The organism is Mesorhizobium sp. P5_C1 (assembly GCF_054049815.1).
On record NZ_JBFULQ010001195.1, the window covers coordinates 1 to 832 of the forward strand.

1 protein-coding gene is annotated in these 832 nt (G+C 64.4%); it reads right to left on the minus strand.

Annotation, left to right across the window (positions count from 1 at the left end):
- Positions 1 to 93: 93 nt before the first annotated feature.
- On the minus strand, positions 94 to 832 hold a 739-nt coding region (locus ACXJ7R_RS34830; RefSeq protein ID WP_457155755.1), incomplete at its 5' end, for a molybdopterin-dependent oxidoreductase.

The window sequence follows — 832 nt, forward strand, 5'->3', positions numbered from 1 at the left end:
ATGCAACCAGCTATGCCCACGGGCGCAACGGGGTCGCACTCAATCCCGTCGCCACGCAGCTTTCCAGGCGGCTTCGCTCGCGGCGCCGAGCCGTCAACTGACCTGAATACGGCGGGTCACCTGTCCGTTGCTCTCCCAATAGGTGTGTTTTTTGGCAATCCACGGATCGCTCATCGCCGGCTGAATGTTGCCGCTCTTATCGATCGCGCGCGAGGTGACTGTGTGCTCCCCGGCGGACGGCTTGGGCCAGTCCAGAGACCACATCTTCCAGGCGAACTCCGCCTCTTCGGTGCCGTCAATGGTCGCCGGCATCCACGGCCCATCGTCGATCTTCACCTCGACCCGGTCGATCGGCGCACCCCAGGCGGCTCCGACGATCCGGTAGTCGCTGCCGAGATGGGTCACCCGGGCCGGCGCCGATTTGAGGCGTGCCCGTCCGACGGAGGTTTCCGCCCACACGGTCTCGCCATTATGGTCTTCCTCGCGGACCGTGACGTAGTCGCGTCCCATGAACCGGCTCTCGAAGCGCTGGTCGCGCACCTCGATGCGCTTGAGCCATTTCGCGTTCGCGATCCCGTACCAGCCCGGCGCTATCAGCCGCAGCGGGAAGCCGTTGTCGGCCGGCAAGGAAGTTCCGTTCATTTCGTAGCAAAGGATGTTCTTTGGATCCATGGCGTCGGCCAGCGACATGCTGCGCGCGAAATTCTGCTTGAACGTGACCTCGTCGGCTCGTTTGATCTCGCCTTCGTCTGTGCCCCAGAAGACGACCTCGATGCCGCTGTCGAGGACCCCGGCCTCCTTCAGGATCGGGGCGAGCGGCGTACCCGCCCAG